The sequence below is a fragment of the Mycobacterium sp. genome (assembly GCF_039583785.1).
Lineage (GTDB): Bacteria > Actinomycetota > Actinomycetes > Mycobacteriales > Mycobacteriaceae > Mycobacterium.
Genome location: NZ_JAVKSG010000004.1, coordinates 70,758 through 96,173, shown reverse-complemented (window position 1 = coordinate 96,173; position 25,416 = coordinate 70,758). Strand labels below are relative to the sequence as shown.

Below are 25,416 nucleotides of genomic sequence, written 5' to 3'. Positions count from 1 at the left end.
TTCCTTCTCCTATGCGGTGTCGCTCGACGACAAGTCCACCAGGGTCAATTCGTCGCTGCCCGCGTCGGTTTCGTCTTCGATGATCGCTTCCCGGGTCAGATCCATCACCGCTTGGGTGAACGCGTCGGCGAAGGCCTGTACCGTCGTGGACTCGAGCTTGCGGGTGTCATACCACCAATCGAGGTGAATCAAACCGGCGCTGCGGTACACCCGCAGTTCGCATGGGTGACCAAGTCCGGGAATGGCCTCGCGTACCGGCATGGCAGTGTCGGTGTCGAGTTGCACCGGAGCGTCGTCCGACGACACCGCCGGCAGGTCGGGAATGGCGCCGACATAGGAGAAGAAGATGTCGGCGGGCCCGGCGGCGCCGAGCAGCCGCGCGGTGGGCGCGTAGAGGTAGCGCAGCAGCCCGTAACCGATGCCGTAGTGCGGAACCGCTGTCAGTGTGTCGTGCACCTCGCCCAACAGATCTCGGGCGCTGACGTCCTGGCCGGTCGCGCAGTTCAACGCGACGGGATACAGGGTGCTGAACCAGCCGACGGTGCGCCGCAGGTCGACCTCGGGTTTGAGCACCGACCGGCCGGGTCCGGCGAGGTCGACGCGGATGGTCGCGTCCCCGGTCGTCACCGCGACCGCGCGGCTCAGCGCGGCCAGCAGCAGCTCCTCGATCGGCAACCGGAGCCGACGCCGAGCATCGTCGATCTCGGTGGTGTCCGAGGCCGGCAGCGTCGAGGACAATTTGGCGAGATCGTCCACTCCTGGCGGTGTGATGACACCGGTGACTTCCGCGCCGGCGCGCGAGCCGGTCGCCTGCGCGGTCTGCAGCCAGAAGTCCCGGCTTTCGATGACCGCGGGATGGCTGGCCAGTGCGGCGCAGCGCTGCGACCACTCGGTCCACGGCGTGGTAACCGGTTGCAGCGCAATCTCTTCGCCGGCCAACCGTTGCCCGAACGCGGTGAAGATGTCGGTGAACAGGATGTCGCGCGAGGCGTTGTCGCCGACGGTGCCGTGCAGGCTGATCGCGAGGTAACACGGGCCGCCCGGCTGGCCTTGGATGTAGCTGGCCGTCAGCGGTGGGCTGGACAGATCCTGGTGACTGATCTGCTCTTTGAGCATGGCAAGCACCGCTTCACGCTCCTGCGTGCTGGCCGCGGGTAGCCCGGCGGGAAGCGATCTGGTGGCCAGTTCGGCGAATTCCTGCGGGTCGGTGACGGTCTGCTCCCAGGTGCCCGCGCGCTCGGCGAGGCGCAGGCGCAGCGCATCGTGGTGGTTGGTGACGGCGGTGAGCACCGCACGGATGTCCTCGGTTGCCACCTCGGGGCGAAGTTGCAGGATCAGCGGCACCCGCCACTGGCCGCGCTCTGCGACACCCCGCTCGACGAAGTGGGCGATGTTGGGCGGCACCGGGGGATGCACGACGTCACCTGGTGATTGGCGGGCCAGCCCGCCGACCGCGTACCGGGCGGTCAGGGCCTTGGCGAGCGAGGCCACGGTCTGGTTTTCATACAGATCTTGGGGTGTGAGGTCCAGTCCTTCGTTGGCGGCGGTCATCGCGACGCTGATCGCGACCAGCGAGTCGCCACCCAGTTCGAAGAAGTTGGCGGTCCGACTCAGCGAGGCGACGCCGAGGCACTGCGCCCAAATACGTTGTAACTGCGCTTCTATCGGCGAGGTGCCGTTGGTGCCCGCACCGGCAGCCGCAGCGGCAGCCGCCGAGCTCGCCTGCCCGTCGGCTGCCACGGCGTCAGCCGCCCAGCCACCGCGCCGGTGCTCGACCCAATGCCGTTGCCGCTCAAACGGATAGCCCGGAAGCGAGACCAACTGCCCGCGCTGCGCCGACCGTAGCGGGGTCCAGTCGACGTCCACTCCTGCCGACCACAGTTGGCCGAGCGCCAGCAGGAAGGTGTCCCGGTCGTCCCGGTTTTGCGCGTGGTGGCGCATCAGCCGAACCGCTCGGTGACCGCCCGACCACTTAGGGTGACGGGTTGCCGACGCGGTCAGCGTGCCGCCGGGGCCGACCTCGACCATGACGCGATTCGGGTGGGCAAGCAACACGTCGACTTCGTCGGCGAAGCGCACCGTGGACCGCACCTGGCGCGCCCAGGTGGCCGGGTTGGTCGCATCGCCGGGAGCCAACCAGGTTCCGGTGACGTTGGACAGCAACGGGATACTGGGCTCGCGCAGCGTCTGGCGGGCCAGGAACCCGGTGAATTCCGGGATCATCGAGTCCATCAATCGCGAGTGGAATGCATGCGAGGTGCGGACCCGGCGCGCGACGATGCCCTGTTCTTTCAGGCGGTCACTGAACTGACGAATGCTCTCCTCGGAGCCGGCGACCACGCATCCACCGGGTTCGTTGACGGCGGCGATGTCGACATCGCCGGACAGGTGTTCGGCCAGCGCATCCGGGCTCAACGCCACCGCGACCATCACCCCGCGCGGGGCGGTGTGCATCAGGCGTGCTCGCATCGACACCACTGTGATGGCCGTCGCGATGTCGAAGACGCCGGCGATGGTGCCCGCGACGTACTCGCCGATGCTGTGTCCGGCCAGGGCGGCCGGGCGAACCCCGTAGGTCTCGATCAGCTTCGCCAGCGCGTATTCCACGGTGAACAACGCCGGTTGAGTCCGGTCGGTGCGTTCCAGATTGCGTGCGGTGCCGTCGAAGATCTCGGCGCGCAAGTCGACGCCCAACTCGTCGCCGAATCCCGCGGCGCACTCGTCGAAGTGCCGGGCGAACACCGGCTCGGACTCGTACAGGCCGCGCGCCATGCCGATGTGCTGAGCGCCCTGACCCGGAAACAGGAAGACGACCCGGTCGGCGTTGTCGACGACATTAGGCACCGATTCGCCGATGAACACGTTTTCGTGCTCGTCGGCGGTCAGCACCGTCGCTGCGTCGTGGCGGTCTTTGACGACCGCCGCCATCCGCAGGGTGTCTTTCCTGCGGCGCCCGAGGGTGTAGGCGACGTCGGGGAGGCTGATGTCCTGGGCGCCCGACAGTTCGGCGGCAAGGTCGCAACGTGACTGCTGCAGAGCCTCGGCGCTGCGGGCCGACAACAGCAGCACCTGCGGGCCCGGATGCGCCACTGCAGCGGCCGCAACTGCCGGGGCCTCCTCGAGCACCAGGTGCGCATTGGTGCCGCCGACACCGAACGAGCTGACCCCGGCCCGTAGAGGACCGTCGGACTCCCACGGGCCGTACTCGCTGCGCACGACGAAGGGTCCGGAGTCCAGATGCAGTTCCGGATTGGGGCTGGTGTAGTGCAGGGTTGCCGGAAGGGCTTTGTGCTTGAGGCACAGAATCGCCTTGATCAGGCTCGCGATACCGGCGGCTGACTCCAGGTGACCGATGTTGGACTTGACCGAGCCGATGAAACAGGGACCCTGCCGGGTCTCTTCGGAAACCGCGAATGCTTTTCTCAGGCCCTCGATTTCGATGGGGTCACCCAGCGGCGTACCGGTTCCGTGCGTCTCGACGTAGCTCACCGTCGAAGCGTCGACTTCCGCGATCGCCTGCGCCTCGGCGATGACATCGGCTTGTCCGGCGGCGTTGGGGGCGGCGAAGGTCATCTTCGTCGATCCGTCGTTGTTCAGCGCCGATCCACGGATCACGGCGTGGATCCGGTCACCGTCGTCGATGGCGTCGGCCAACGCCTTCAGCACCACCACGCCGACCCCGCTGCCGAAGATCGTGCCGTCCGAACGTGCGTCGAACGGCCGGCAGTGGCCGGTGGCCGACACCATCGAGCCGGGGTCATACCAGTACCCGACGTGGTGTGGGATCCGCAGCGACGCGCCGCCGGCCAACGCCATCTCGCATTCGCCGTTCAGGATGCTCTGACAGGCCAAATGCACGGCGACCAACGCCGACGAGCAGGCCGTCTGGACCGACAGCGCGGGGCCGCGCAGGTTGAACTGGTGGGCGACCTTGGTTGCCAGGTAATCCTTGTCGTTCTGCAACGACAGCTGGACCATCTCGAACGTCACGCCCTGCCCGATGACCACGTTCGGGTCGTGGTTGGACATGATGTTGTGCAACAAATAACCGCTGGTCGTGCTGGTCGCGTACACGCCGACGGTGCTCTCGAGTTGCGCCGGGTCGTAGCCGGCGTCTTCCAGTGCATGCCAGGCCGACTGCAGGAACAACCGATGCTGCGGATCGGTCATCCGAGCGGCTTGCGGGGTGAAGCCGAAGAAATCGGCGTCGAACTCGGCTATCCCGTCCAGCAGTGCCGCCCGGCGCACGTAGGCATGATTTGCCAGCGTCTTGTCGCTGATGCCGGCGGCCTGCAGGTCGGCCTCGGACAAGTCGACGATCGATTCCACACCGTCGCGCAGATTGTTCCAGAACGCCGACACGGTGTTGGCACCCGGAAGTCGGGCTGCCATCCCGACCACCGCAATCGCGTGCGGCGGCAGTTCGCTGTTGGTGCTCACGCTCGGTCTCCTACCTTTCGCCGCGCTGCGGCTCGTTGCCGCGCGGCGGCGCGTTGCTTGGCCCGATCGCCCACGCCACCGGCGCTCTCGGGCTTCTCCTGCCCATCGATACCCAGTTGACGCATCAGATCGGTCGTCAGATCCGACAATGAGGCGCCCTGCAACAACAACGCCACCGGCGGTTCGACACCGAAGTCGCCGCGAACGGTGTTCCGGATTCGCACTGCCATCAACGAATCCATACCCAATTCGATCAACGGTTTATCGGTCTCAATGGTGCTGTGTTTCGGATAGCCCATCACGGCCAAAATACGTCCGCCCAGCCGTGCGCACACCAGCCGGCTGGCGTCCGTCGGGTCCATCGCGCGCAGCGCATCCGGACCGGCCCAGTCGTCGTCGTCGCTGTCGATGTCCAATTCCTCGGCCAGCGCGGCGAAGTAGCCGAGCTGCTGGATTTCGGGGAAAGCGGCCGCGGCGCGGTCCAACCGCAGCCGCGCAACGCCCATCCGCGCGACGTCGCCGGCCAGGATCGACTCCAGCGCCTCGATGCCCTCGGCCGGGGCGATGGGATCCAGCGCGCTGAACGTCAACGAGCGCGCGACACCGATGTCCGACCACTGACCCCAGTTGATCGTGGTGGCGGGCAGACCCGAGGCGCGACGCCAATCGACCAGGCCGTCGAGCCACGCACTGGCGGCGGCGTAGGCGCCCTGCCCTGGTGATCCCAGTAGCGACGACGTCGAGGAAAACCCGACCCACCAGTCCAGCTCGCGGTCGGCGGTGGCCAGGTGCAGCCGCAGGGCGCCTTCTGCTTTGGGGGCCCAGACCCGTTCCAGGCTCTCCTTGCTGAGCGCGGCGATGATCTGATCGTCGAGCACGACGGCGCTGTGCACGACGCCACGCAGCCGCACACCGGTCTCCTCGGCGACGCTCACCAGCCGCTCGGCGATCCCGGGTGCGCAGATGTCGCCAGGCGCCACCACGATTTGCGCGCGCGCTTGGAGTTCCTCGAGCACCGTGCGCGCCTCCTCGGACGGCTCGGAGCGGCCGTTGAGGACGACGCGTGCGGCGCCGTTGTCGACGAGCCAACGGGTCACCGCCAGACCGATGCCGCCCAGACCCCCGGTGAGAATGTAGGCGCCGTCGTGCCGGACGACCGGGTCCAGCTTGGCTGCGCCGATCTTCGCCCGGGACAGACGTTCGACATAGCGGTGCTCGTCGCGCCAGGCGACCAGGTCATCGCTGCCGGGCAGCCCCAGCTCGGCGATCAGCGGTGTCGGGTTGTCGTCGGGCAAGTCCACCAACGTGGCGCGCAGATCGGGGTGCTCGTAGGCAAGAACCCGGATCAGTCCCCGCAGCGCACCGATGGACGGGTCGCCGGGCTCACCGGGCGTGACGGCAAGGCCGTTACGGGACACCAGCCACAGCCGCGGCGCTTTTCCATGCCAACCGCCCATCACCGCGCGCACCGTCGACGCGACGCCCCAGGTCAGATCCCGGCCTTTGCGCGCGTCGTCGAGGTCGGTGCCGTGGAATGAGTGCTGTCCGGCGACGATGATCACTCCCACCGGCGGCAACTCGGGGTCGGCCGCGGTCTTCGCGAACGCCTCGCGCACCGCGGATTCCTGGGCGAGATCGGCGCGCAATACCCGTCGGGTCGGCGAGCTTAATTGGCGCAGGAATTCCTCGGCGATCGGCTCGGCCTCGGCGCCGTCGGTCAGCACCAGCCAGCTGCCGTCGGGCGCCGTCGACGCCGCGGCAGCCGGGGTCTGGACCCAGGTGGTGTCGAAGATCTTCTGCGTCAACGGCATTGGCACGGTACGACGCTGCACGCGTTGCAGGTAGATGCCGGCGATCTCGGCGGTCGGGGTGCCGGCGTCGTCCATCAGCACGACGCGGCCCACGATGCCGGCGCCGTCGGTTCCCGGATCGACCAACTCGGCGCGGCAACGGGCCCGCCGCCCGACGTCACCGAATACCCGGATCGTCTCGAACGACACCGGCAAGAAGGTGGCCTCGCTGGAATCGGCCAGCGACTCCGCGGACAACGCGGCAGCCAGTCCCTGCAGCGCGGCATCGAGCAGCACCGGGTGCAGGCGGTAACTGCGATGCGCGGTGGCCTCGTCGGGCAGGACGATGTCGGTTTCCGAGCAACCATTGGTCGTGCGCACGATCCGGGTGAGTGCGGCAAACGCCTGCCCATGATGCAATCCGGTGTCGCGCAGCGCGGAGTAGAAGTCCGCCGTTGACACGACCGTGCCGGTCTCGGGCCGGGCGGACTGCCCGGTCGGCGTCGTGGCCGCTACCACCTCGACCCGCGCAACCGCGTGCCGAGACCAATTGCCGGTGGCCGAGCGCGAATGGATCTCGACCCGGATGTCATCACCGTCGGGGCTTTGCGTCAGCTGGGTCGTCAACTGGGTGTTTTCACCCAGCGGGAGCATCTGTTCCACCTCGAGCCGATGCACGGCGACGGACTGCGCGGGCACGTCGAGCGCCTCGCAAGCGGCGGCGAGCGCTATCTCGGCGAAACCGGTTGCCGGCATGACCGGCTGGCCGTGCACCTTGTGATCGGCCAGCCAGGGGTTGAGTTCGGTGCCGACGTCCGCCCGCCAGACGTGGTCGCGGCCCGACGGCAGTTCGACGTGCGTCCCCAGCAACGGATGGGCGGTGGCGGCGTGCTGATTCGCCGACGAGGCGGCGGCCCAGTACCGGGTGTGCAGCCACGGCGTCGGAGGGAGATCAACCAGGCGCTGTGCGAGTCCCTGTGCGAGTCCCTGTGCGCCGTTCGTGGTGTCGGTCGCGATGGGGGGTCGGACCGTTGCCAGCTGGGTGTGAAACGTCAGCGTTTCGGGGTTGTCCCGGGTCAACGTCGCCGCCACCACGGCGTCATCGCGGGACTGGGCAGACTCTAGGCTTCCGGCGATAGCGTGGCCGAGCAGCGGGTGCGGGCTGACTTCGACGAAGGTGACGTGCTGTTGGGCAGCAGCCGCCACCGCCTGGCTGAACCGCACCGGATTGCGCAGATTGGCCACCCAGTAGTCGGCAGCAAAACTCGGCAAGCCGGCGCCGTCGGTCTGGCCGACCGTGCTGATCAGCGGGATGGTCGGCGTCCTGGGCGCCAGATCCGTCAGCGCGCTGCGCAACTCCGGCAGAATCGGATCGACCGTGGGGTGATGCGACGCGACGTCCACTTCGATGCGCCGCGCCAACCGGCCTTGCTTGTCCACGACTGCGACCACCGCGTCGACCTGGTCGGGCGGCCCGGCGATCACCGTCTGGGTAGGGGCGGCGTACACCGCCACGGTGAGGTCCGGATACTGGGCGATCAGTTTCTCCACGGCGGCAGCCTCAAGCTCGAGCAACGCCATCGCGCCCTGCCCGGACAACTTCGACATCAACCGCGACCGGGTGGCGATAACCTTCAGCCCGTCGGCCGGGCTCAGCGCCCCGGCCACCACCGCCGCGGTCACCTCCCCCATCGAATGCCCGATCACCGCGTCCGGGCGCACCCCGTAGGAACGCCACAACGCGGTCAACGCCAACTGCATCCCGACCAGCACCGGCTGGATGCGCTCGATTCCCGTCACCGGCTCCCCGGCGAGAAGCACATCACGCAACGAAAAACCCACCTGGGCAACAAAATCCGGCTCCAACTCGTCGACCGCCGCGGCGAACGCCGGCTCGTCGACCAGCAGCTGCCGGCCCATGCCGGCCCACTGCGAACCCTGACCCGAGTACAAAAACACCGTGCCCGAACCGCGGGGCGCGTCGCGCGGGCCGACCACGCCCGGCGTCGGCTGCCCGGCGGCCAGCGCGCGTAACCCGGCCACCGCCTCGGCGCGGTCGCGCGCGGACACCGTGGCGAATCGGTGCTGGCGGCTGCGGCGGTGGTTCAGGGTGTGTGCGATGTCGCGCATCGGCACGACGGTGCCGTCGTGGTCGATCCAGTCAGCCAACGCCGTGGCCCACGACGCGATCCGTTGGTCAGTCTTGCCGGCGACCACCAACGTCGTCACCGGCGAATCGGCGTCGGACGCCGGCGCCGGATCGGGCCCCTGCTCGATCACCACGTGCGCGTTTGTCCCACCCAGGCCGAACGAGGACACCGCGGCCCGCCGCGGGCCGTCGCCGGCCGGCCAGGAGCTGAGCTCGGTGGGAACGAACAGCCGCGTCGGTTTCGGGTCGATCGCTGGATTCCATTGCGAGAAGTTGAGGTTCGGCGGAATCTGGCCCCGCTGCACCGACAGCGCGGCCTTGATGAACCCGGCAATACCGGCGGCCGCCTCCAGGTGGCCGATGTTCGTTTTCACCGCACCCAGCGCGCACGGACCGTCCCCGCGCCCGTAGACATCGGCCAGCGCTTCGAACTCGATCGGATCGCCCAGCGCGGTTCCGGTGCCGTGCGACTCGATGAAGTTCACCGAGCCCGCCCCGACGTCGGCACTGCGCAAGGCCCGGGTGATGACGTCGGACTGCGCGATGGTGTTGGGGGCGGTCAGACCGTTGGAGCGGCCATCCTGATTGATCGCCGAACCCCGCACCACCGCCAACACCCGGTCGCCGTCGCGGACCGCATCGGTGAGTCGCTTGAGCACGACGACACCGCCGCCCTCGCCGCGGACGAACCCGTCGGCGTGCGCGTCGAAGCTGTAGCAACGGCCGCGCGGAGACAACATTCCCCACTTCGACATCGCCAGCTGAGTTTCCGGCCGCAAGATCAGGCTGACCCCGCCGGCCAGGGCGAGGTCGCTCTCCCGCAACCGCAGGCTCTGGCAGGCCAGATGAATCGTCACCAACGACGACGAGCACGCCGAATCCATCGCCACCGCCGGACCACGCAACCCCAACAGATACGCGATCCGCCCCACCGCGACCGCGTGGGCGTTGCCGGTCGCCGAGTAGGCGTCGATGGTGTCGGGGTTGGCCGCCGAAATGCTCTGGTACTCGGTGTAATACACGCCCATCATGACTGCGCCGCGAACCCCGGACAGCGTATCCGGCGCGATCCCGGCATGCTCGAGCGCCTCGAAGGCCACTTCCAGCATCAGTCGCTGCTGGGGGTCCATGGCTTGCGCCTCACGCGGGGAGATCCCGAAGTAGTCGGCGTCAAAGCCGGCTACATCGGGCAAGAAACCGCCCCACTTCGACGACATCCGGCCAGGCGCGAACTGATCCGGATCGTAGAACTCGTCGGCGTCCCAGCGATCCGGCGGGATTTCGCTGATGCCATCGCCGGCCCGCGCCAAAAAGTTCCAGTAGCCGTCCGGCCCGGACACGCCGCCGGGGAAACGGCAACCCATTCCCACCACCGCGATCGGTTCGGCCGACGCTATCCGGGAAGCCTTGTCGAACTGCTCGGTCAGCGCAGTTCGTTTGTCGGCGGTCATCGCCGACACCCTGTTGAAGATCGTTGTCATCTAGCGGACATTTCCTATCACAACACACCGCTCTCACTGCCCGCCGAAGCGGACTCCACCTGCTCGAACAACTCGTCCAACACACCACCGGCCGCGTCGTGCACCCCGTTGGCGGCGTCATCCTGCGGCACCTGCTTGGGCGCCAGCCGCTGTGCCAAATACGCCGCCAGCGACGAGATGGTCGGGTTGTTGAACAACATGTTCGCCGACAAGTCCAGATCCACTAGCCGTTGCGTCTCCCGCAGCACGGACATCGCCATCATAGAGTCGAGTCCCAACTCGGGGAATGGCTGATCCACGTTGATCGCCGACGCTGACATCCGCAATTCGCGGGCCAAAATGGTCCGCAGCCTGATCTCGAGTTCACCCAGCCTCTTCTCGGCCGGCAACTGTGACCAATCCGGAGCCGACAGTACCGAACGATCCTGACCGTCCCCTGTCGACCGATGCTCCGCGCTCGACACCTGCGCCGCGGCGCCGAATTCCGCGGCGATCCTCTCGAAGTAGTCGAGGTCGCGGAATTCCGGGGTGGCCGCCAGCACGCGGTCCAGTCGCAGTCGTCCGACGCCCACCCGGTTGAGCGGACCGCCGACCAGGGCCTGCAACGCCTCGATGCCTTCGTCCGGTGTGATCGGGTCGAGCACGCTGTAGGTCAGCTTGCTGCTCATGCCGACCGCGGACCACTGTCCCCAGTTGATCGCCGTGGCGGGTCGCCCGGATGCGCGTCGCCACGTCATCAGCGCGTCCAGCCACGCGTTGCCGGTCGCGTAGGCCAGCTGACCCGGCAGCCCCAGCAGGGTGGCCATCGACGAGAAGCCCACCCACCAGTCCATCTCCTTGGTGGCCGTCGCCGCGTTGAGTCGCAGCGCACCGGCCACCTTGGGCGCCCAGACCCGTTCCAGACCCTCGCGGGTCAGGGCGCTGACCAGACCGTCACCGGTGACGCCGGCGCCGTGCACGAGCCCGCGCAACGGCCGGCCGGTCTCCTCGGCCGCGGCCACCAGTCGCTCTGCCACGCCTGCGGCTGCGATGTCGCCGGCCACGAAGACGACCTCGGGGCCCAGGCTGTCGAGGTATTCGCGCTGCGCCTCGGACGGCTCACGGCGGCCGTTGAGCACGATGCGGCCCGCGCCGCGCTCCGCCAGCCAGCGCGTGACGACGGTGCCCAGACCGCCCAGACCACCGGTGATGAGGTAGGAGCCGTCGGCGCGGACCACGGCGTCGTGCCCAGTCTCCAGCGTGGCGCGCACCATCCGCTCGGCGTAGCGACCGTCGGCGCGCAGCGCGACGACATCGTCGCCGGTGGCGGCGCCGAGTTCGTCGGTCAGCTTGTCGATGACGTCGCAGCTGCCCACGTCGAGGAGGGTGGCGCCGAGATCCGGCTCGCCGGCCAGCACGCGGGCCGCTTCGCCGGGGAACCGCCAGTTGCGGATCAGTCCCTTCAGCGCGCCGATCGCCGGATCGCCGGGTTCGTCGTCGTGCACCGACAGACCGCCACGGGTGACCAGCCACAGCCGCGGCGGGGCGCCCTGCCGGCCGTCGACGGCCGCATGGGCGGCGGCCGAGATGTCCACCACCAGGTCGTGGGCCCGCTTCAGGGCGGCGTCGGTGGCTTCAATGTCATCGCCGTTAAACGGCGGGTTGGCCAGCAGCACCACGATGCCGACCGGCTGTTCGGCCGCGGTGCCGGCCACGGCCTCGGCCACCGCGGACTCGTCGGCCAGCGTAGCGCTGACCACCCGCCGGGTCGGCGAGGTCAAGGCCGCCGTCACGTCGGCCGCGAATTCGGTTGCTTCTGGGTCGTTTTCGGTCAGCACCACCCAGGTGCCCGCGGCCACGGCGTCGCCGTCTGCAGCCGGAGTCTGCACCCACGCGGCGTCGAAGATCTTCTGCTCCAACGACATCGGCACGCCGGCCAGGTCGACGGCCTTGAACTCGACACCGGTCAGCTCCGCGAGCACGGCGCCGGCGTCGTCGGTGAGAACGATGCGGCCACGCTCTTCGGCCGATTCGACGTGCGCGCGGGCGCGGGCGCGGATCGGGCCGAACACCTTGATGGTTTCGACCGAAACCGGCTCGTAGGAAGCGTCTTCCGTGCTGATGCCGGCGGCCAGCTGCCGCAAGGCCGTGTCCAGCAGCACCGGGTGGATGCGGTACGCGGGGTGATCGGCGACCGCGTCGGGCAACGCGATCTCGGTGGGCTGCCCGGCGGCCTGGCCGGCCGGTGCGCCCGGCTGGGTCACGTCAGCGACCGCGTACCGGGTCCAGCTGCCACCGGCCGAGCGGGCCACAATCTCAACCCGATTCACCTCGGGGCCCAGTGACAACTGGGTGGTGACGCGGGTCTGGGCGGCCAGCATCAGCGGCCGCTCGACGGCGAGCGCGTCGATCTGTACATCCTCGCCCAGCGCTTGGGTGGCGGCGGCCAACGCCATTTCGGCGAAGCCCGCCGTCGAGAGCGCTGCCTGCCCGTGAATGGTGTGGTCGGCCAGCCACGGCAGCGTCTCGACACCGATGTCGGTCTGCCACACGTGCTCGTGGCCGGACGGCAGTTCGATATGTGCACCCAGCAGCGGGTGGACGCCTGCCAGCCGCTGGCCGGCAGGCTTCTCGTCGACCCAGTAGCTGGCGTGCAGCCACGGCGAAGCCGGCATCGCGACGCGGCGACGGCCGCCGGTATCGCCGGTCACGCCGATGGTGGCGAGTTGCTCATGGACAGAGCGGGTTTCATCGTCGCCGCGCTTCATCGCCGCGGTGACGGCGAACTGGTCGCGGGAGGCCACCGCGGCCAGCGTCTCGCCGATGCCGTGGGTGAGCAGCGGGTGCGGGCTGATTTCGACGAACACCGAATGGTTTTCAGCGGCTTTCGCGACGGCCTGGCTGAACCGCACCGGGTTGCGCAGGTTGACCACCCAGTAGTCGGCGTCGAATGCCGGGGCGGCGCCGTCCGCACCGACCGTGCTGATCAACGGAATTCGCGGCATCTGCGGCTTCAGATCTACCAGCGCCGTGCGCAACTCGGCCAGGATCGGGTCGACGGTCGGGTGATGCGAGGCCACGTCCACCTCGACCCGACGCGCCAGCTTGCCCTGCCCGTCGACGACCGCGATCGCGGCGTCGACCTGCTCGGGCGGGCCGGCGATCACCGTCTGCGCCGGCGCGGCATACACCGCCACCGTCATGTCCGGGTACTGCCCGACCAGCTTCTCGGCCTCGGCAGCATCCAACTCGACCAGCGCCATCGCGCCCTGCCCGGACAACCGCGACATCAAGGCCGACCGCGTCGCAATGACTTTCAGGCCATCAGCCGGACTCAGCGCGCCGGCGACCACCGCCGCGCTCACCTCCCCCATCGAATGACCGATCACCGCGTCGGGTTCGACGCCAAAGGACCGCCACAACGCGGTCAACGCCAACTGCATCCCGACCAGCACCGGCTGGATGCGCTCGATGCCGACCACCGGCTCCCCGGCACTGAGCACGTCACGCAGCGAAAAACCAACCTGCGCAACGAAATCAGGCTCCAACTCGGCCACCGCGACAGCGAACGCCGGCTCGTCGGCCAACAACTGCCGACCCATCCCGGCCCACTGCGAACCCTGACCCGAGTAGAGGAACACCGTGCCCGAGCGGTGCGGCTTCTCGGTCGGTTCGACGACACCGGTCGCGGGTTCGCCCGCGGCGAGTGCGCGCAGTCCCGCGACGGCCTGCTCGTGGTCGCGCGCGGCGACGGCGGCGAAGCTGCGGTACCGGCCGCGGTAGTTGTTGACGGTGTGCGCGACGTCGGCCAGTGGCACGTCGGCGCCGGCACCGGACATCCAGTCGGCCAGCATCCCGGCGATCGGCGCGATGCGCGCCGGGGTCTTTCCGGAGATCACCAGCGTACTGACCGCCGGTTCCGGTTGGGCGGCAACAGGTTCGGCGGCGGGTGCCTGCTCGATCAGCACGTGGGCGTTGGTGCCGCTGACCCCGAACGACGACACACCGGCGCGGCGCGGCCGGCTCACCTGCGGCCACGGCATGCCGTCGGCGGCAATGGTGAACTTCGACGCGCCGGCCCCGGCGTTCGGGGTCAGCCCGGTGAAATGCAGGTGCGGCGGGATGTAGCCGTGGTTCATGCTGAGCACGGTCTTGATGAAGCCGGCGATACCTGCGGAGTTCTCCAGATGGCCCAGGTTGGTCTTCACCGAGCCGAGCACCAGCGGCGCCGAGCCGTCGCGCTGGCCGAAAACCGCACTGAGCGCGTCGAGTTCGATCGGGTCACCGAGTGCGGTGCCGGTGCCATGCGCTTCGATGTAGTCGATCTCCGACGGTTCGAGCCGCGCCGACGCCAGCGCCGCCCGCAGCACCGCCTGCTGCGCGGGACCGCTAGGCACCGTTTGGCCGCTGCTCGGCCCGTCCTGGTTGACCGCCGAACCGCGCACCAGCGCCAGCACGTTGTCCCCGTCGCGCTGCGCGTCAGCGAGCCGCTTGAGCACCACCACCCCGCAGCCTTCGCTGCGCACATAACCGTTGGCGGTGGCGTCGAAGGTCTTGCACCGACCGTCCGGAGCCAGCATGCCCCACCGCGAACAGGCGATGCTGTTCTCTGGACTCAAGATCAGGTTGGTGCCGGCCGCCAGCGCAGAGTCCGTTTCCCGACGGCGCAGGCTCTGGACGGCCAGGTGGATGGCGACCAGCGACGACGAGCACGCGGTGTCGAGCACCACTGCCGGGCCATGTGTACCAAGGAAATACGACAGCCGGCCCGCGGCGAAGTTCGACGCATTACCGAACGGAATATACGGGTCGACTTCTTCCGGCGGCCTCTTGGCCGCGATCAACGAGTAGTCATAGGTGGTCAGGCCGACGTAGATCCCGGTCTGGCTGTTACGCGCCGCCTTTGGCGTGATGCCGGCGTTTTCCAATGCCTCCCAGGCGACTTCGAGCAGCAGCCGCTGCTGGGGGTCCATCGCAACCGCTTCACGCGGCGAGATCCCGAAGAACTCAGCGTCGAACTGGTCGGGCCGCCACGAGGTGAGGAAGCCGCCCTCCCGGCTGCAAATGGTCCCCGGACGGGTGTGGTCGGAGGAGAAGTAGGCGTCGGCGTCCCAGCGGTCCGCAGGCACCCGGATGACGCCGCTGACGCCGTCGCGCAGCAGCTGCCAATAGTCGCCCGTGTTGTTGACCCCACCCGGCAGCCGACAGGCCATACCCACCACGGCAATCGGTTCGACGTCGGCCTTTTCGGCGATCTCCAGCCGGGCCGTCAGGTCATCGATCTTGCGAAGAGCCTCGGTGATGATCGCCCGACGATCTGGCGTTGCAGTCATCGGAGCTCAACCCAGCCTTTCTGACAGCTGTTTGAGAAGTTCGTCGTCGCTGAAGTCGTCGTAGTCGTCGGTGTTGTCGGCTTCGGCGGCCTCGGCCACCTCCGGAATAAGGGTGGCCAGGTAGTCCGACAACGCCTCGACGGTCGGATAGTCGAACACCACCGACGCGGGCAGCGTCTCGCCCAGGCTGTCCGACAGGGCGCGCTGCAGCGTGACGCTCATCAGCGAGTCCATGCCGGCCTGGAAGAAGCCCGCAGTCGGGTCGAGAAGTTGCGCCGACGCCAGGCCCATCGCGCCGACCACCTGCGCGGTGACGTGATCGACCAGCATGCCGCGTCGTCGCGTTGGGTCGGCCTCGCGCAACGCATCCCGGAATTCGGTGCTGCGTGCGGCCGGGCCGTCCGCGCCGGCGGCCTCGGTCGAGAGTAGGTCGTCCACGATGCGCAGCGCCGCCCGGGTCCGGTATGCCGCGGCCAGCAACGGCCAGTCGGCGGCGACGACGCTGCGCCGCGATGCGGCGCCCGCGCCGCTGAGCAACGGCAGCGCCTTGATCGCGACGTCGTCGGCCATCGGTTCCAGACCCGAGGCCAGGGTGACCTGACGCTCCTCTTCGGATTGCCCGTCGGACAACGACTTCCACAGTCCCCAGTTGATCGCGGTGGCCGGCAGGCCGGCGGCCCGGCGGGCCAGCGCGAAGGTGTCCAGGAATGTGGTGGTCGCGGTGTAGTGCGCTAGCCAACGCGACCCGGTCAGACCGGAGATCGACGAGAACAGTACGAACTGATCGATCTTGTGCCGCAACGACAGCCGGTGCAGTACCGACACCACGTCCAGCTTGGGTCGGAACATCGCGGTGACGTCGTCTTCGGTCATCTCCAGCAGGGTGATCGGCCCACCGCCGAACGCCGCCACATAGATGCCGGCCAGCGGCGGCAGGTCGTCGCCGAAGCGGTCGAACACCGCGCTCATCGCGGATTCGTCTGCCGCGTCGGCGGCGACCGTCACCAGCGCGGTGCCGGACGGCGCCAGGCGAGCGGCCAGGTCGTCCAGCTTGGCACCGGGGTTACGCGAGACGGCGACCACCGTGCCCGCACCCGAGTCGGCGAGTTGCCGGATCAGGTGAGGACCGATGTTTCCGGTCGCGCCGATCACCAGATAGCTGCTGTCGGAGGATAATTCGGCGGGAGCGGTCGACGGGGCAGGGCCGTGCTGCAGCCGCGGAACCCGGCGCAGACCGGCCCGATAGACGACCTGGTCTTCGTGGTCGTCGGCCTGCGCCTCGTCCACCAGGTAGACGGCGGCAAGACCATCCGGTACCGACTCGTCGATGTCGATGACGCGGCCCCAGAACTCGGGGTGCTCCAGCGCCAGCGTGCGCCCTAAGCCCCACAGCACCGCCTGCGAGGCGTTGGCCCGGTCACCATCGCTGACCGGTTGGGCGTTGCGGGTGAGCAGATAAAGCTGTGGCGCCACGCCCATTTCGGCGATCGCCACAGTCAGCCGTCGTGCGGCGTTGAATAGCTGGTAGCCGGCTTCGGCGTCGAACTGCCCGCCGGTCACCGCTGGCGCGTAGAGCACGTGGGTCACACCGGCGAGCGCGTCGGTGATCGCCGACGGGTCGACGCCGTCGGCCAGCAGTGACGTCGGCGCAGGAGTCGCGGCATGTTCGTCGCCGAGCACCCGGCCGATCTCCTCACCCAACCCGGAGTCGGTGATGACGAGCCACGAGGCGTCCGGGTCGCCTTTCGCTCCGGACAGCTCGCGAGCCGGCCAGGCCAGGTTCAGGTACCACTGCGACGGGATCGGTCCTTCGACCGGTGCAGCACCCGAATCGCTTGCGACGGCGGCGCTTCTGACCGGAGTGATCGGACGCGAGGTCACCCAGAACCGACCGTGGTGCCACGGCGTGGTCGGCAGCACCGGGTGCGGCTCGACCGGGTGCGGGGTCTGCGGCGGGTGGCTGGTGTGGACGGTGTTCAGGTTGGTGTGGAATCGGAGGGTATCGTCGCCGTCACGCCACAGCGTGCCGACGCTGTGGTGGTGGCTGGCGGGATCCAGCGTGTCGCCGACGGCGTTCATCAGGATCGGGTGCGCGCTGATCTCGATGAACGTTCCGTGCTCTTCGGCAGCGGCTGCGACGGCCTGGCTGAGCAGCGCGGGCTGACGAACGTTCGCCACCCAGTAGTCGGCGTCCAGCATCGGCGACACGAAGCCCGCCATCACCGTCGAATAGAACGGGATGGTCGGGATCTCAGGGGTCAGATCCGCCAGCGCGGAGCGCAATTCGTCGAGGATCGGGTCCATGAACGCGGTGTGCGACGCGACCTCCATGTTCACCCGGCGGGCGAACTTGTTCTGCGCGCTCACCGTGGCGATCACCGCGTCGACCGGACCGACCGGGCCGGCGACCACCGTCTCGCGCGGCGAAATATAGCCCGCCACACTGACTTCCGGGTAGCCGGCGAGCAATGCCGCGGTGGCGTCGGGGTCCAGCTTGAGCAGCGCCACCGCGCCCTGACCGGCCAGCTTCGACATCAGCTTCGAGCGGATCGCGATGACCCGCAGGCCGTCGACGACGCTCAGCGCCCCGGCCACCACCGCGGCGGTGACCTCGCCCATCGAGTGGCCGATCACCGCGTCCGGGTGCACGCCGTAGCAGCGCCACAGCTCGGTCAGCGCCAACTGCAGGCCCATCAGCACCGGCTGGACCTGCGCGTCGCCGCTGATCGCCGCGCCGTCGGCGATGATCTGCTGCAGCGAAAAGCCAACCTGCTCAATGAAAATCGGGTCGAGCTCGGCGATCGCCTCGGCGAACACCGGCTCGTCGGCCAGCAACTGCCGACCCATGCCGGCCCAGTGCGAACCCTGGCCGGAGAACACGAACACCGTTCCCGGACTGCACGGTCCGTCGTGCGGACCGACCAGACCTTCAGCCGCCCGGCCGTCGCCCAGCGCCTGCAGGTGCGCCACCGCCTGGGCGCGGTCACGGACGCAGACGGTGGCGAACTGGGCGTGCCGTTCACGGTGGTAGCTCAGGCTGTGGGCCACGTCGGGCAGCCGCACCTGCGCACCGGCGCCCTGCAGCCAGTCCGCCAGCGAAGCGGCCTGCGACGAGATGCGCTCCGCCGTCTTGCCCGACACCACCAGCGTGCTGACCGCCGGGTCGGCCTCGCGGATCACCGGCATCGCGGGGGGCGCCTGCTCGAGCACCGCGTGCGCGTTGGTGCCACCGAACCCGAACGACGAGACACCGGCTCGGCGCGGCCGGCCGGTCTGCGGCCATTCCGTTTGATCGGCAACGACTTTCAGCCGCAACTGGTCGAACGGAATGTGCGGGCTGGGGGTGTGGAAGTGCAGGTTGGGCGGGATGCTGCCGGAATGCACCGCGAGCACGGTCTTGATCAGGCCTGCGATGCCGGCGGCGGCCTCGAGGTGGCCGAGGTTGGTCTTGACGGTACCGATCAGCAGCGGCGCGTCTTCGGCGCGACCGCGGCCCAGCACCGTGCCGAGCGCGCGCGCCTCGATCGGGTCGCCGAGTGGCGTTCCGGTACCGTGCGCCTCGACGTAGTCGACTTCCCGCGGCTCTAGACCGGCGTTGGCGTAGGCCGATCGCAGCACCGCCATCTGCGCGGCGGGGTTGGGCGCCAACAGGCCGTTGGACCGGCCGTCCTGGTTGACCGCCGAACCCCGCACTACGGCCAGCACCCGGTCGCCGTCGCGGACCGCCTCGCCGAGGCGCTTGAGCACCACGACACCGCAGCCTTCACCGCGGATGAACCCGTCGGCGTCGGCGTCGAACGCGCGGCACGCGCCGGTGGGCGACAGCGCGCCGGTCTGGTCGAAGGCGCGGACCACCGAGGGTGCCAGCATCAGGTTGACACCGGCCGCCAGCGCCACGTCGGATTCGCCGATGCGCAGGCTCTGGCAGGCCAGGTGCAGCGCCACGATGGACGACGAGCACGCGGTGTCGACGGTGACCGACGGTCCGCGGAAGTCCAGGAAGTACGACAGCCGGTTGGCGATGATGCTCAGTGCCCCACCGGAATTGGTCCACGCGTCGACATTTGTCAGGTCCATGCCGGCGACATAGCCGTAGTCGGTGTAGCAGGCGCCGGCGAACACACCGGTCTGCGAGCGGCGCAGCGAACTCGGCGGGATGCCCGCGTGTTCCAGCGCCTCCCACGCGACTTCGAGCAGCATGCGCTGCTGCGGGTCCATCTTGATGGCCTCGCGGCTGGAGATGTCGAAGAACTCGGCATCGAAGGCGTCGAGGTCATCCAGGTAGCCGCCGTAGCGGGTGGTGTGCGACAACGCCGCGGCAACCTCGGGGGTGCCGTCGTCGAACGGCGCCCAGCGCTCGCCCGGTACCTCGGTAACCGCGTTGCGGCCCTCGCAGATGAACTGCCAGTACTCGTCGGGGCCAAAGATGCCGCCGGGAAATCGGCAGCCCAGCCCGATCACCGCGATCGGCTCGTCCAGATGACCACGGCTGGCCTCGACCTCGGGCTCGGCGGCCAACGCCTCGGCGCCGGTCAGGAACCGGGCCAAATCGGCGATCGTCGGGTGCTGCCAGAACTCCACCGGCGAGACTTTGCGGCCGAGCAGCTCGGACAGCTCGCCGGAGAGCACCACGGCGTGACGCGAACCCAGGCCCAGGTCGCTCATCGGGGCGTCGAAGTCGATGTCGTAGGGACTGCAACCGACGTTGGTCACCAGGTAATCGGCCAGCCAGTGTCGTAGCGCTTCCTCGTCATACGAGGAGGTCATCAGATCCCCTTTCCCGGCCAGCCGGCGCCGACTCCACGTCAGCGAACAGATCATTCAGCACGCTGCCGTCCGGATCGCCCGGAACGTCGACGTCACTGTCCGATTCCGGCTGCGGCGACACCTTTTTCGCCAGGTGTTCGGCGAGCGCCACGATAGTTGGGTAGTTGAACAGCATGGTCGCCGATAACTCGATCCCGACGAACAATTCCGTGTCGCGCCGGACCGACATCGCCATCACCGAGTTCAGCCCGTATTCGGCGAACGGCCGCTCGGAGTCGAGGTCGTCCTCGGCCAGCTGCAACTCGCGGGCCAGGATGGCCCGCAACCCGGTCTGCAGTTCGGCGCGGACGTCCGCGGCGGGCATCTCCGACCAGGCCGGAGTGGCCGCGCGCAACCCGGCGGCACCGGACCCGGCGGTCGTCGAAATCGAAGCCATCGGCGCCATCACGGCCTGCGCGACGTCGTAGCGCGCCAGGTGGTCCCAGGCGGCAAAGGCCTCGTCGGCGCTGATCGCCCGTGAACCGAGCCGCTCGAGTTCGGCCAACGCGATCTGCGCCTCCGCGCCGAAGCCGAGCCCGCGCCAGGCCACCCAGTCCTGGCTCACGGTGTGGCAGCCCTGCCGGTGACGCGCCTGGGCCAGGCCGTCGAGGTAGGCGTTGGCGGCGGCGTAGGCGCCCTGGCCCGGCACACCGAACACGGCGCCGGCCGCGGCGGTCAGGAACATGAAGTCGAGGCTGCCCGGCGGGAAAGTCCGGTGCAGCACCTGCGCGCCGGCGATCTTCGGCCACACCGTGCGCCGCAGCCGGCTTTCCTCCAGCTCGGTAAACAGCTCGGCGTCGGTGATGCCGGCGCCGTGGACGACACCGCGGATCGGCACCGCACCCTCGGCGTCGCGTTTGGCCAGCAGCGCGGCCATCGCCTCGGCAGAGCCGATGTCGAGTGCGACTGCTTCGACCGCGACCCCGCGGGCTTCCAGCGCGCGGACGGCGGCGATCTTCTCGCCCGATGCGGCGTCGCCGGTGTCGCTGTCCCAGTCGCGCCGCGGCGGCAGCGCGGTGCGGCCGGCCAGGATCACCCGGCGGGCACCGCGGTCGGCCAGCCAGCCGGCCGTCAGCAGACCCAGCGCGCCCAGGCCACCGGTGATCAGGTAGGCCGCGTCGGGGCGGCAGCGCAGCGGCTGACGAACCGGCTCGCCGGACACCGGCTTGAGGACGGGCGCGAAGAACTCCCCGCCGCGCAGCGCCAGGATCGACTTCGCGGGCGTGCGCAGCATCGGGGCCAGCGCCGGCATCAGCGCACCGATGGCCGCGTCCTCGGCCACGTCGACCAGGCCGCCCCACAGCTGCGGCTGCTCGGCGCGGATGACACCGGCCGTCCCCCACAGCGGGCTCTGTGCGACCGCGGCATCCGAGCTGCCTTCGCGCACACCGCGGGTGATGATCCACAGCGTCGCCGGGTGACTCTCGTCGCGCTCGGCCAGGCCGCGGACCAGGTCGACGAGGTCCATCGACATCCGCACGGCGGCGTCGACATCGCTTTCACCGGACCGTGACTCGGCGACGTAGAGGACGTGTCGCGCGTCGGCGACGGCGGCGGCGGTGTACCCGAACTGAGTTAGGGCGTCACGAATCTCGTTGTCGCCCAATACTGCAACAGCGCCCGAGCCGCTGTTGTCGCTCGCGTCGGAAGTGAACGGCTGCCAGTCGATGGCGTGCACCATCGTGGCGGGATCGTCGGTGCGCCCGGCCGCGACGCTGGAGTCCACCGCGGCGAAACGCAGTCCGCGCACCTCGATGCAGGTGTTGCCGTCCCGGCCGGTCGCGGTGATGTCGACGACGAGTTCTTCCTCGCTACCGCCGCGACGGCGCACCACGACGCGGCCACCCGGCTCGGCGAGTTCGCCGGCGAGTCGGACGCTGGTGACCGCGGCCGGAACCATCAACCGCGGGTTGTCGCGCTCCAGCAGGCGGGCGATGTGAATTGCCGCGTCCAGTAAGGCAACGACCGACGCCCCGACTGCCGGGGATGGGATCAGCTCGACGTCGGCGCTCAGCTCGCCTGCATTCGACTGGCAGGAGCCGATGTACCAGCCGAACGGCCGGCCTTCACTGCCCCAGGTCTGCCACAACGAGGTCACCGACTCGTCGTCGAAGTCGGCGTCGGTGGCGCCCGGCGCGGCGATCGCCTCCGATGGGCGAGCCGACGAGTCGACGGACGAGATGCGGGCATCGGCATGCCGGATCCAGCCGGTGCCGCCCGCGCTCGACGATACGGTGACCGATGCGCCGTCGGCGACGACCTGGACGACCCGCGGCTCACCGACGACGATCGGGTACTCGAAGCGGATGTCGGACAGCGCCGCTGCGTCGCATTCCCCGGCGGCTGCCGAAAGCGTCTGCAGCAGAACAGAAATCGGGATGATCTCGATGCCGTTGTTGTGGTGCGATCCCGGGTAGGGCTTGGTGGCCGACGTCAGGCGCGCCTGCCACAGATGCGTCGGCGGGTTCCCGGCGACCGGGATGTGCTGACCGAGCAGGGTGCCGCGTCGCGGCGCCGACTCGGCGGTCGTCGCGAATTCCTCGGCGCTGATCCAGTGTCGGGTGTGATGCCACGGCGCACTCGGCACCACCGGATGCGGCCCGGGCGGGTGCGGCAGAGTCGGGGGACGCAACACGTGCGTGCGGTTGAGGTTGGTGTGGAAGCTGACCGTGTCATCGCCGTCGCGCGACAGTGACCCGACGCTGTGGTGATGCCCCGATTCCAGCGTCTCGGTGACGGCGTGCGTCAGGGTCGGGTGCGGGCTGATCTCGACGAACGTGGCGTGCTGCGCGGCGGTGGTGATGGCCTGGTGCAGCCGCACCGGCTCGCGCACATTCGCGACCCAGTAGTCGGCGTCCAGCGCCGGCGCGCTGGTCGGGTCGGCGACCGTGGAGATGAACGGAATCGTTGGCGTCGTGGGCTTGAGACCGGCCAGCGCGGAACGCATTTCGGGCAGGATTGGGTCCATCAGCGCGGTGTGCGAGGCGACTTCCATGTTCACCCGCCGCGCGAAACGCTGCTGGGCGCCGGCGGCCACGATCACGGCGTCGACCTGCGGCACCGAGCCGGCGACCACGGTCTGGCGCGGCGACAGCAACCCCGCGACGCTCACCTCGGGGTAGTCGGCGAGGAACGTCGAGGCCGTCTCGGCGTCCATCTCCAGCAGACCCACCGCGCCCTGGCCGGCCAGCCGCGACATCAGCCGCGACCGGATCCCGATGACCCGCATGCCGTCGTCCGCAGTGAGCGCCCCGGCCACCACCGCCGCGGTCACCTCGCCCATCGAATGTCCGATCACCGCATCGGGTTCCACGCCGTAGGAGCGCCACAACGCGGTCAACGCCAACTGCAGACCCATCAGTACCGGCTGCACCCGCGCGTCGCCGGCCACCGGCTGGCCCTCGGTCAGAACCTGGTGCAGCGAGAAGCGCATGTGCTCGCGGAACAGCGGCTCCAACTCCTCGATCGCCGCGGCGAACACCGGCTCGTCGAGAAGCAACCGCCGGCCCATGCCGGCCCACTGCGAGCCCTGCCCCGAATACACGAAAACCGTTCCGGGCTTACACAATCCCTCGTGCGGCTCGACGAGTCCGACCGCCGACTGGCCGGCCGCCAGCGCCTGCAGGCCGGCGACGGCGTGGGCGCGGTCGCGGACGGCCAGCGTCGCGAACGCCTTGTGCGCAGTGCGGTGGTGGTTGAGCGTGTGGGCGACATCGACCAGCGGCACCGCGGCGCCGTCACCGATCATCCAGTCGGCCAGCATCGCGGCCGTCGATGCGATGCGCGCCGGGGTCTTACCCGAGACCACCAGCGTGGTGATCACCGATTCTGGTTGCGGCGCAACATGTTCAGTGGCTGGCGCCTGCTCGAGGACCACGTGGGCGTTGGTGCCGCTGACCCCGAAGGACGACACCCCGGCCCGACGGGCCCGCCCGACCGCCGGCCAATCCATGCCGTCGGCGGCGATGGTGAACGTCGACGCGCCCTCGACGGCGTTCGGCGTCAACGCGGTGAAATGCAGATGCGCCGGAATGTGGCCGTGCTGCACGCAGAGCACGGTCTTGATGAAGCCGGCGATACCGGCGGCCGACTCCAGGTGGCCGAGGTTGGTCTTCACCGAGCCCAGCACCAACGGCGCGGAGCCGTTGCGCTCGCCGAAAACCTGGTACAGCGCGCCCAGTTCGATCGGATCGCCCAGCGCAGTGCCGGTGCCGTGGGCCTCGATGTAGTCGATGTCGGCGGGCGCCAGCCGCGCCGCGGCCAGCGCCGTGCGCAGCAATGCCTGTTGAGCCGGCCCGTTGGGTACCGTCTGACCACTGCTCGGGCCGTCCTGGTTGACCGCCGACCCGCGCACCACCGCCAGCACCGAATCTCCGTCGCGCAGCGCATCGCTGAGCCGTTTGAGCACCACCACCCCGCAACCTTCGCTGCGGACATACCCATCGGCAGCGGCGTCGAAGGTTTTGCAGCGGCCATCGGGGGCCAGCATTCCCCACCGCGAGGTGGCGATGCTGTTTTCCGGAGTCAGCATCAGGTTGGCGCCGGCGGCCAACGCCTGATCGCTTTCCCGGCGGCGCAGGCTCTGACACGCCAAATGGATGGCGACCAGTGACGACGAGCACGCAGTATCGAGGACGACCGCTGGGCCGTGAACGCCCAGAAAATACGCCAGCCGCCCAGCGGCGAAATTCGACGCATTTCCGAACGGGACGTGGGGGTCGATATCTTCTGGCCGCGATTTTCCGACCGCGTTCACGTAGTAGTCGCTTGTGGTCAAGCCGACGAAGACCGACGTCTGGCTGCCGCGGACCATAGCCGCGGTGATGCCCGCGTTTTCCAGTGCTTCCCAGGTGACTTCGAGCAACAGCCGCTGCTGCGGATCCATCGCCGCGGCCTCGCGCGGCGAGATCCCGAAGAACTCGGCGTCGAACTCGTCAGGGCGCCAGGAGGTGAGGAAGCCGCCCTTCTTGCTGACGATCGTGCCCGGCACGGAATGATCCTCGGCGAAGAAAGCGTCGGCGTCCCAGCGCTCGGCCGGAACTGCGACGATGCCGCTGCCGCCGTCCTGCAGCATCCGCCAGAACTCAGCGGGACTGTCCGCTCCGCCCGGAAGCCGGCAGCCGATTCCCACCACGGCGATCGGCTCGGTGTCACCCTTTTCGGCAATCTCCAGCCGCGCCGTCAGGTCGTCGATTTTGCGCAGCGCCTCGGTGATGATGGCCCGACGGTCCGACGGTGCAGCAGTCATCGCGCTCCCCCCGGTCTGTCGGAAAGTTGTTGTTGTATTACACCGTGTGCGACGAAAAACGCGGCGACGCAGACCGATGTCATCCGGGCGTGTTCAGTCGGTTCGCCTCGTCGCGCCCACAACGTTCCACCCAGCCGAGGAGTCTGATGTTACCGCTACTCGGCCGCTGTCGAACGCACCCCCCCGGCAC

The 25,416-nt window shown here is 69.0% G+C and carries 5 protein-coding genes; all 5 read right to left on the bottom strand.

The features are described 5' to 3' along the window. Window positions 1–9: 9 nt before the first annotated feature. From ABDV69_RS03850 to ABDV69_RS03830, 5 genes are read right to left on the bottom strand one after another with little or no spacing between them, the layout of a single operon-like run. Window positions 10–4,440 (bottom strand): beta-ketoacyl synthase N-terminal-like domain-containing protein, encoded by a 4,431-nt coding sequence (locus tag ABDV69_RS03850; RefSeq protein WP_343572006.1) that lies wholly within the window; start codon window positions 4,438–4,440, stop codon window positions 10–12. Next, on the bottom strand, window positions 4,437–9,860 hold the full coding sequence (locus ABDV69_RS03845; RefSeq protein WP_343572005.1) for a type I polyketide synthase: 5,424 nt from the start codon (window positions 9,858–9,860) through the stop codon (window positions 4,437–4,439). The genes ABDV69_RS03850 and ABDV69_RS03845 overlap by 4 nt, the downstream gene beginning before the upstream one ends. Before the next feature lie 17 nt (window positions 9,861–9,877). Then, the gene (locus ABDV69_RS03840) at window positions 9,878–15,172 is read right to left on the bottom strand and encodes an SDR family NAD(P)-dependent oxidoreductase (RefSeq protein ID WP_343572004.1); all 5,295 of its coding nucleotides are present in this window, start codon (window positions 15,170–15,172) and stop codon (window positions 9,878–9,880) included. 6 nt (window positions 15,173–15,178) lie between these two features. Further along, a complete protein-coding gene (locus ABDV69_RS03835) occupies window positions 15,179–19,939 on the bottom strand; it encodes a type I polyketide synthase (protein ID WP_343572003.1) in 4,761 nt (1,586 codons plus the stop codon). Then, on the bottom strand, window positions 19,923–25,226 hold the full coding sequence (locus ABDV69_RS03830) for a type I polyketide synthase (protein WP_343572002.1): 5,304 nt from the start codon (window positions 25,224–25,226) through the stop codon (window positions 19,923–19,925). The genes ABDV69_RS03835 and ABDV69_RS03830 overlap by 17 nt, the downstream gene beginning before the upstream one ends. Window positions 25,227–25,416: the final 190 nt, after the last annotated feature.